We start from the raw sequence: 8,799 nt of genomic DNA, 5'->3' as shown, positions 1-8,799 counted from the left end.
GAATTTCGAGACAAAGTCTTCAAATTTTTCACCACAACGCTACCGGATATAGCGGACTCGCTGATGTCTAGAATTAACGACCATTTTCAGGTGCTAAAAACTGCATCTTGAAGTTTCTTGGGTATATCCAATATTCAGCAATTCCATCTCTGCTTCCTATGAACAATAAATTCCCTTGGGAGCATAAAAATGACCCTCAGTATTCATTCAATTTGTGAATTAAGATTATTCGTGTGTTGCTTTAGCTATTGGTAGCTCGGCAAGGATACCTGATTTCTCCAATGCCAATAACATTTGTTCTGTGACGATATTATTTGTTTCCCAAGGTTTGACTGTGGTTTCAGGATAGGTATCGTTAATAACTGCAGCAATGACTGCTTCTTCCATGTTTAAATGTCGCAACATTTGCGCACCAAAATCCTTAGCAAGGATATCTGTCGTATAGCCTTCAAGAAATGTCATAATTGGCATTTTCATCGCATGTTTCATTTCCGCATCGCTATGGCGCCAGATATGGCCTAAAACCTGTTGAGAGAATCGTGCATGACGGCCCTCATCAGCAACATGATCTTTCATCACCAAATAGAATGACGGGAAAATATCTTCATTATTGATAACATCGATCAAGTCGGTCGTTAGCGCTTGTTCAGAGAGAGACACGCATACCAGCCGCAGCAATTCACGTAACTCATTGCTTGATTGTTCAAGCGCCATCGCAAGCGCGTATGAAGTTTCCGTATCTTTGGGCATAGGCAGCGGCGCAATGCCTGTCATCTGTTCAACCTGGTTAATCAGATCCAGAGCAACAAGTGCATGATAAGACTCATCCACTACCACAGTTAGAGCATCCAGACGCATCTCGGCGGGGAAATCAATGCCGATAGCGTTTTTGTAAAGTTTGTAACTGGAATCGTTAATAATATCCAGTTCAATATTAGCTATGCCGTTCAAGTAGTGATAAAGCATTTGTATTTGGATATAGCGCAGTGCTTCATCACCTAATATGTCGACTTGTGGGTGCGTACATAGAGGAAGGCGTTCAAGAGGAAAGAAAAGAGTAGAATGATGGTCTTGTTCGTTAAGTAATCGACGAGGACGGGAACGGACAATAGCAGAGCGATCCCATTTCTTTAATATAGTTTCAATAAGATTCATAGAATAACCCTTACTCAATAAAGTTCTATTTCGATATCTGATTCTGAATAAGCACAGCAAGCCAGAACTATATTCTCTTCTAGTTCATCTTCGCTTAATGCACTCTGTTTCCCATGACGCACCTGACCTTTTATTAACACCATTTTGCAACAGCCGCATTTTCCTGCTCTACATAAACTGGGAATATCGATGTTGTATTTATCAAAATTTTCCAGTAACGAGGTTTTCGGGCAAAACATACCGACATCCGCGCCATTAAAAATAACTCGATGGCCATCGGACTTTGCTTTAAAAGACATGTTTAATATTTTCCTTTAATGGATTAATGGTTTTTATTATTTCCTTTTACAATAGTGATTATATTAAATATATTTATCTATCTGAATTAAAAAACACAGTAGCTTGAGTGTCATTTATTGTCAATACAACTTGTTAAAAACATTAACATTTAATTCCAATACAATCAATTTTATTAACCTCAGCACTGCTTAAGAAGAGCCAAATCAGAACCCCGTAAATTTAAGCTTGGCTTTTTTAATTGATCTAACTCATCATTTTCGAGGGTTCTTCCAGTGCGCTGGGAAAAGCTGCACTATTCTTGCGGGTGAAAGTCCCGTCGTAGAAGGTTAGCCAGACCACAACGTAGCGAGTCTTGCGTTTCCAGGGGTAACAAAGGAGACGAAGCGTAGACAGCGAAACATTCGAGCCGAAATCAAATGATGAACGTGATAGCTCCGAAATCCTTCTAGTTGTGTGTGTCGATGGGATTGGAACCTCCGCAGGCAACAGCGGCTGAATGGTCATACTGGCAAATATCCATTTAGCAGCACACACCGGAGTCGCAGGCGTCGGCGAGTTTGTAGAGAACAGTGCGGAACCCAGGAGATCCTGTTATTTCTCAATGGAATCTAGTATTTCGGGCACAAGTGCTAAAACACAAGGCCTGAGAAATGAATATCAGGAAGTCGGAGTCAGCCATAGTAGCGATGAAGCGGGTAATTGTAACGACTCGCAATCGAAAACAGCCGGACTCGCATTTATCCGTTTTTTTGGCCCAAATTAATTGCAAATGAAAATCCCCACGGGCTCGCGCTAACTGCAAATGGGCTTGCATTTATCTTTTCCGGCTCGCATTTCATTTCGACCGGCTCACAATAACTGCAAATGAAATTCATCATATTGGTAGCCCAACCGCCAACATCCTGTCGCGCAATTCTGCCGTGCGAACCGGATCGAGCTGGTTGTTAAATAACGCTCTGATTTCAGCGGGCTTAGCATCAAATTGTTCCACCATATCTTTCAAACGATAACCATGCCGTGTTAGTGTCGGCTCCAAATCATCAAGCTGTCGTGAGAGCACCGATTCTATCAGGGTCGCTGTTATTGGTTTTTCACCGGTTTGATAACCGGCTTCCATGGCCAGTGTCAGATGCAACTGAACTTGCAATGGGGTACGCAGTTTCATTGCCAATAAATCGATCGCATCCGTGGTCAGAATGTCTTCCGTTTTCCCTTTTCCCATGCTGGTTTTAAGTAACCACTGAATGTATTCCCGTTGGCTGCCGGTGATCCCGTCAAGCGTGAAAATATCTGTACGGTATCCAATCTCTTCCATCGTTGGACGGCGCAGGTCATTACGCAGTTTGGGATGGCCAGCTAAAACCACTGATAAGTGGCCGCCACCGTCTTCGACGACTTCCATCAAGCGTTTTAGCCCGGTTAGCGTGTGTCCGTTCAGATCATGAGCTTCATCAACAAACAACGCCACCGGTCGCTTGCCTTTCTTTACCAGCTCTTGCAGTTCACGTTCTCGACGTTCACCTTGTTTGGGGATTTGTACCAGTTTATCCTGAGTCAGATCATAAAATAGCGCACTAATCAACGTGGCAAGCTTAATGCTGTGCTTTTCGACCGACAGCGACTTGGCAACGATGATTTTGTTTTCATCCCGAAGCTGCTGCTGCAAACGACGCAGAGTGACCGTTTTCCCACTCCCGACTACGCCACAGACAGCAACCAGCCGTCCTTCACGGATAGCCCCTTTTATATCCTTGATAAGTTGTTTATGGTGCGCCGTTTCATAATAGCCAGCCTGATCAATGGGCTGGGCCAGTCCATAATATTCCATCACTTCAACCCGCATGATCTTCTCCTGATTGTCTGCTACGGAAATAATTTCTGACACGGGCGAGCACTTCAGCGCGGATAAGCGTTTCGGCCAGAATGTTCTCGATGAACGCCCGCTCTTCATCCGATAATTTAGCCAGTGGTGTGGCCAGTTCCTCAGCAATGGCCAGTTTTGCCGCGATAACGGTGGGGAAATGATATTCAAATTCTGCGATGTCAAACGGCTGATGTTGCAGCTCTGGTTGTGTTTTTATATCAGGAGTAAGGAACTGGATATCGTTACCTGACAGGCAAATCCAGCTGGCTGGCCAGTGCATGAATACGATCAGATCGGTCAGCCGCCTTGCCACGCTTGAAAGCCCGGTAACGGTGTAATGGAATAGGGCCGGAGACAGGATAATAAGGTCCCCATATTTCACGATCAAACTCCACGAAGATTTCGGTATCGAATAGCCCCCACAACAGGACCACCGTCTCGCCAGCCATGTCAGGTTCAACCTCCCAGGATGTGCCTTCAATCGTGACACGGGCATCAATACCTACCTTGCGTGATTCAGGTTCCCGGGCAAAACGGCAGTACTGTTCCCAGGTACACATGTCCCGGAATCCATCCTGGGGTAAATTTGTCCGCCAGTCCTCCAGTCGGGAATGATGCTCGCTGCGGTGAGGTTGGGAGTTATAGCGAACTAAGTAATTCCAAAGCCATTCGTTGGCCTGCTGCTCAGTTTCCGGTTGATGAAAATGGTACAGAGTTTCATGGGCTTCTTTAATGGCATCTTGGGACGGCCCTGAAAATGGAGCTCCGGGTTAGGTTTTGGTGTCATCGCATTGAACAGAAAGCGAAGCGCGGATTCAGCATCTTCCCCATAGACGCAACGATACTCCTGATAAGTCACACCACTCCGATCATCAACAACACTGTATAACATCAGGGTCGGCTGTCCTTTAGCCGTATCAATCCAGCCCGGTTGCTCGATGTGTTTGAGGTCTGATGGTGACATATCAAACTGCCAGCAGTCATTGCTGTATTCCGCCTGGAATCTGACCGCCGGGGGTTCTCTTAACAACCGAGATTGGTCGAGGCGGTAGAGAGAAAGCCAACGATTAACCGTTTGTTTCCGCAGCAATCCTTTAGGGACCTTAACGAACCCTTGCTCTGTTTGCACACCATATTCTTCAAGCAACTGGATGGTACGTTCGGTTGACAAGTGACGACCGGATTTATTGGTCGTCCGCAATTTTAAGGCTGCGATCAGCTCGCAATAATGTTCTAACTCAGGTTGGGGCAGGACGCGGGGAATACCATGGTCGCACCGGTGAACCGAGCGTGGCTTAAGAGCAAAGTGAAGCGCCCGGTAAACCGTGGTAACGGAAACGCTGTACAGCTGCGCGATCGCCGCAATTTGTGTTGCTCGTTCCGGGCTTTTGGGCGGCAGGCGGTCTAGCCGTTGCCGTAATTGCAACAAGGAGTCGACAGGAATGGATTTACGCCGGCTGCCCATAGTTATCTAACACACGATAAACTGAGGCCCGTCCAATACCAAGTTGACGGGCAATCGCCGTAGCGCCCATTTTTTCCACTACATACAGACGGTACACTTCAGCAGGATCAATGGATGACTTCCGTCCACGGTACACACCACGCGCTTTTGCCGCCGCAATCCCTTCCAGTTGACGTTCACGGCGAAGGTTAGTTTCAAATTCAGCGAAGACACCCAGCATATCGAGGAAAGCTTTTCCGGCTGCCGTGCGTGTATCGACAGGCTGTTCTGTCGCTTTAAGGGTAATTCCCCGCTGATTTAAGGCATAAACAATATCCTGCAAATCTTTGATGCTACGCGCCAGACGATCTATACGCGTGACAATAAGCGTATCGCCTGGACGCAAAAAATCCAGCAACAATTTCAGTTCATTCCGCCCATCCCGTCTGGTTCCGCTGGCTTTTTCGGCTCGGATGATTTCACAGCCGGCAGCACGAAGCATTTGTGACTGTAGGGCGAGATCCTGATCATTAGTTGATACGCGGGCATAGCCATAAAGTGCCATAATGGGGAAAGTGTCTCATTTACCTTTAGATGAATGAAACGTAGCATGTGGATGAGACAAAAACAATCCTAATAAGACACAAAATCTGTCTCATCGGATTGTCTTCTTGGGGTATACCCATACAATCCAATAGATTGGTTTAAGCGGAAAATTTCATTTGCAGTTATTGTGAGCCGGTCGAAATGAAATGCGAGCTCATTTGCAGTTAATATGAGCCGGAAGGTATTTTCATTTGCAATTAATGTGGGCTAAAAAAGCGGATAAATGCAAGCCCGCCATATTTTAAATGCGGGCCGCTACACATAGCATCCTTCACGGTCACAATGTCCTCACCGTTATCCAGCATCGAGGAGGCAAAGGTACGCCGAAGATCGTGAGGCGCGAACTTTTCCAGACCTGTTTCGACTCTTCTGGTTTCCAGAATGTGGTAGATGGCCTGATCAGACATCCTCTCTCCTGTCACATCATGAAATCGCCTTATCCTCGGGAAAAGAGGACCTTCATGCTCCCCCCGAACCTCTTCAACCCACTTCTCCAGTCTTTTCCATGCACCGCCAGGTACATAAGCAATTCTCTCTTTGTTGCCCTTGCCAAGCACCTTGAGAGCTCGGTCCTTATAAATCATGTCCACCATGTCCAAGGCGACAATTTCAGAACGACGTAAACCGCATCCGAGAAGAACCCCCAAAATGGCCGCGTCACGCACCCCCTTGGAGCTTGGATCGCTTTCACATGTGAAAAAAAGACTGCGAATTTCATGGGGTGTTTTGACTTAAAGAACGGCTTGTCCGATTTGGCCTTAAAATTCTTTTAAAATCATCACATTACAATGATTAATTAAAATTAAAAGCTTAATGTTTAATACATTAACCAATTGAATATTAAGCTTATTTTTAATTTCATTATTTCATAAATTCAATGCTGTTGATTTCATCCTCTGTTAAAGGCAGAAATTCTTCCATTGTTAAAGGCAGAAATTCTTCCATGCTGTCGGCTACACTGTGTGCATAAGCACTAATATCCTCTTCATCGACTTCACCTAAACTGTTTCGCATACTCTCTGCAACGTCTTCAATATTATGATATAATATCAGTATATAAGCTAGGGTCACTTTGACTTAAAGAATTTATGACAATTGTTAAAATATTCGATAACGCGTCAAGGCGAACCGTTAACTCGTTAATATCCGCAACGGTGACTTCTTCTTCAATCATCATACTTTTTCCTCATGATTTATTTGGTTAATGATCAATATCATTATTTTTCGGTATTAACCCAACTTTTAAGTGGCGTTTATTGATATAGGTGTTTAAAGATATATGATTTTTATAATTTAATAGATTCGCTATTTTTCTGACTGAAAGACCTAAGTTCAATAATTCCACAATCCTATCCCGATCTGCATCAAATTGACTTTTTTGAATGGTTCCCTTCGGTTTGCCTAGAGTGTGACCTTTGGCTTTTTTTGATGCTAGTGCTTCTTTTGTCCTTAAACTGATGAAATCACGCTCAAGCTCTCCAAACAATGAAAATAACGTCACTATCACTTTAGAGTTCAAATCATGACGATTAAAATCAAGATGTTGTTTAATAATGATAATTCTCACTTGTCGATAAATTAATCGATTCACTAAATCGACAACCTCAGAAGTGCTTCGTCCTAATCGACTTAATTCAGTGACTATTAATATATCTTGAGGCGAGAGCTTACTGGTGAGTTCATCTATCCGACGCTGCTTACTGTTTTTCGTTGCTGACACCGTCACTTCGATGTATTCATCAACAGTCAAAGCATGTTTGCGAGCATATTCTAAGATTTCATATTTTTGATGAGTGACATCTTGTTTATCCGTTGACGCACGCAAATAAGCTAAAATTTTACACATGTTATCTCTTAACCTAAAATGTGCTGTAAAACTTAACATTCTGTATCTGTCTTATGCGCTCTATAATCTATACATAATGTTAATCATTTAACGAACGTTAATAGAGATACAATTATGGCACGGCTTTCCATATTATCCAATGATGAACTAAAAGCATTATATAATTTACCCAGCCTGAATGATGAAGAAAGAACTTACGTATTTGAATTGGATAATGAGGATCGGGCATATATAGAGACGCTCAATGATATCGCTCAAAAAGTTAACTATATTCTTCAATTAGGCTATTACCGTGCAGTAAGCTACTTTTTTCGTTTTACTTTCCAACAAGTTAAAGATGATGTGCAATTTATACTGCATCACTACTTTCCGATGGATAGTTTTCCTAAAAAGAATATTTCAAAGCATATTCATTATAAAAATCGACTTCAAATTTGCCAACGATTCACAATAAAAGAGCCGACGAAAACGTTCTTATTGCAGCTAGAAAAAGAAGCAAAACGATTAACAACCCTCCACATGCTGCCCAAATTTGTATTAACGGGATTACTCACATATTGTCAGCAAAAGTGTTTTATTAAACCAGCCTATTCTACACTTCAAGACGTCATTTCTCGGGCTCTAAAAGCTGAAAAAAATCGTCTAAGCAACAAACTCTACACCTCTATCAAAAAAGAATTACGTGACCAATTGGATAACTTATTGAATAAAGAAGACTTCATTTACTCACTAACGTTATTGAAAAAAGAACAGCTCAATTTTAGCACAACAGAAATAAAGCAAACTATTGAGAAGCAAAAATCAATTTCCGATGTATATATTGAATCTCAACAACTAGTGAAAACGTTGGGTATTTCAGAGCAAAACATTATCTATTATTCCGAGCTCGCCCAGTTTTATACCATCCAGAAATTGAAAAATTTCAGGGTAAAAAATCAAGCACGCCTTTATTTGCTTTGTTATGTCAGTCATCGCTTTCGTCAAATCAACGATCAACTGATAGCCAGTTTTATCCAAAAGATGTTGATGTATCAGAAACTCGGTGATGATTATCAACAAAAACAAATTGAAGCTGTTGAGTCCGCTGATAAAAAACTGCGAAATCAGGCACATAAAATCATGTTAATTAATGTGAATGAAAAAATACCGGATTCTCAAGTGAGAGAAAAAGCGTTTGAGATTGTGCCTAAATTTGAATATCGGCGTTTTTTGTCTGATTTTAAGAAACCGAATTTTGCCCGAGACTTTTATCGTTGGGAATATTATGGTCAACTCGCTCAAAAAATGAAACGTAATCTTCGTCCCTTATTTCGTGTTCTTCAGTTTTCATGTGAAATTGAGGGATTAGATAAGGCACTTAAATTTCTACAAAAATACATTGATGGAAATAAGTCATTTTATGAATATTCTATTGATGAGATCCCTCTCGATTTTTTTCCTAAAACCTTAAAACGTTTCCTGATTATCACTTAAATTCAGCTCCCATAGGCGTATACTTAAAATAAGTCTGTGTGGAGGTAAATGAAAATGGCTAAAAATCAGATTCAATTCCAAAAAGGCATTTCTATTCATGAGTTTATTTCA

Annotated in this window: 8 protein-coding genes and 3 pseudogenes; 2 read left to right on the top strand and 9 right to left on the bottom strand. The window is 42.3% G+C overall.

Annotation, left to right across the window (positions count from 1 at the left end; all coding sequences use genetic code 11):
• Positions 1-111 (top strand): annotated as a pseudogene (locus tag CKY02_RS21795) (IS630 family transposase); the annotation flags it as partial.
• 114 nt (positions 112-225) lie between these two features.
• On the opposite strand, the gene CKY02_RS21790 reads toward CKY02_RS21795, so the two are convergent.
• The 9 genes and pseudogenes from CKY02_RS21790 to CKY02_RS21750 form a co-directional block, all read right to left on the bottom strand.
• Positions 226-1,155, bottom strand: coding sequence for a diiron oxygenase (locus CKY02_RS21790; protein WP_112896876.1), 930 nt, complete (start codon positions 1,153-1,155; stop codon positions 226-228).
• Between the two features lie 14 nt (positions 1,156-1,169).
• Positions 1,170-1,454 carry a 2Fe-2S iron-sulfur cluster-binding protein gene (locus CKY02_RS21785; RefSeq protein ID WP_112896875.1) on the bottom strand — a complete coding sequence of 95 codons (285 nt, stop codon included), beginning with the start codon at positions 1,452-1,454 and terminating at the stop codon, positions 1,170-1,172.
• A gap of 875 nt (positions 1,455-2,329) precedes the next feature.
• Positions 2,330-3,355, bottom strand: coding sequence for an ExeA family protein (locus CKY02_RS21770; protein ID WP_112896877.1), 1,026 nt, complete (start codon positions 3,353-3,355; stop codon positions 2,330-2,332).
• Positions 3,288-4,784, bottom strand: a pseudogene (locus tag CKY02_RS21765) (transposase family protein). The gene CKY02_RS21770 and the pseudogene CKY02_RS21765 overlap by 68 nt, the downstream one beginning before the upstream one ends.
• The gene (locus CKY02_RS21760; protein WP_112896874.1) at positions 4,768-5,328 is read right to left on the bottom strand and encodes a recombinase family protein; all 561 of its coding nucleotides are present in this window, start codon (positions 5,326-5,328) and stop codon (positions 4,768-4,770) included. Before CKY02_RS21760 ends, CKY02_RS21765 begins: the two are co-directional and overlap by 17 nt.
• 301 nt (positions 5,329-5,629) lie before the next feature.
• A pseudogene (locus CKY02_RS21755) lies at positions 5,630-6,091 on the bottom strand (tyrosine-type recombinase/integrase); the annotation flags it as partial.
• 139 nt (positions 6,092-6,230) lie between these two features.
• Entirely contained in the window at positions 6,231-6,383 is a 153-nt protein-coding gene (locus CKY02_RS25050; protein WP_167405356.1) for a hypothetical protein, read from the bottom strand.
• Between the two features lie 22 nt (positions 6,384-6,405).
• Positions 6,406-6,546, bottom strand: a complete 141-nt coding sequence (locus tag CKY02_RS25045) for a hypothetical protein (RefSeq protein ID WP_167405355.1) — start codon at positions 6,544-6,546, stop codon at positions 6,406-6,408.
• Between the two features lie 24 nt (positions 6,547-6,570).
• Positions 6,571-7,215 (bottom strand): recombinase family protein, encoded by a 645-nt coding sequence (locus tag CKY02_RS21750; RefSeq protein WP_112896873.1) that lies wholly within the window; start codon positions 7,213-7,215, stop codon positions 6,571-6,573.
• A gap of 114 nt (positions 7,216-7,329) precedes the next feature.
• On the opposite strand from CKY02_RS21750, the gene CKY02_RS21745 reads away from it, so the two are divergent.
• On the top strand, positions 7,330-8,688 hold the full coding sequence (locus CKY02_RS21745; protein ID WP_112896872.1) for a DUF4158 domain-containing protein: 1,359 nt from the start codon (positions 7,330-7,332) through the stop codon (positions 8,686-8,688).
• Positions 8,689-8,799 lie beyond the last annotated feature (111 nt).

This window comes from Photorhabdus bodei (assembly GCF_003287735.1).
Classification (GTDB): domain Bacteria; phylum Pseudomonadota; class Gammaproteobacteria; order Enterobacterales; family Enterobacteriaceae; genus Photorhabdus; species Photorhabdus kayaii.
Note: the sequence above shows the minus strand (reverse complement) of the source record. Positions and strands in the feature narration are given on the sequence as shown.

What these genes read in the sequence shown, in the direction of transcription:
- CKY02_RS21790 (WP_112896876.1), bottom strand. Translation starts at nt 1,155, where the DNA reads ATGAATCTTATTGAAACTATATTAAAGAAATGGGATCGCTCTGCTATT.
- CKY02_RS21785 (WP_112896875.1), bottom strand. Translation starts at nt 1,454, where the DNA reads ATGTCTTTTAAAGCAAAGTCCGATGGCCATCGAGTTATTTTTAATGGC.
- CKY02_RS21760 (WP_112896874.1), bottom strand. Translation starts at nt 5,328, where the DNA reads ATGGCACTTTATGGCTATGCCCGCGTATCAACTAATGATCAGGATCTC.
- CKY02_RS25050 (WP_167405356.1), bottom strand. Translation starts at nt 6,383, where the DNA reads ATGCGAAACAGTTTAGGTGAAGTCGATGAAGAGGATATTAGTGCTTAT.
- CKY02_RS25045 (WP_167405355.1), bottom strand. Translation starts at nt 6,546, where the DNA reads ATGATGATTGAAGAAGAAGTCACCGTTGCGGATATTAACGAGTTAACG.
- CKY02_RS21750 (WP_112896873.1), bottom strand. Translation starts at nt 7,215, where the DNA reads ATGTGTAAAATTTTAGCTTATTTGCGTGCGTCAACGGATAAACAAGAT.
- CKY02_RS21745 (WP_112896872.1), top strand. Translation starts at nt 7,330, where the DNA reads ATGGCACGGCTTTCCATATTATCCAATGATGAACTAAAAGCATTATAT.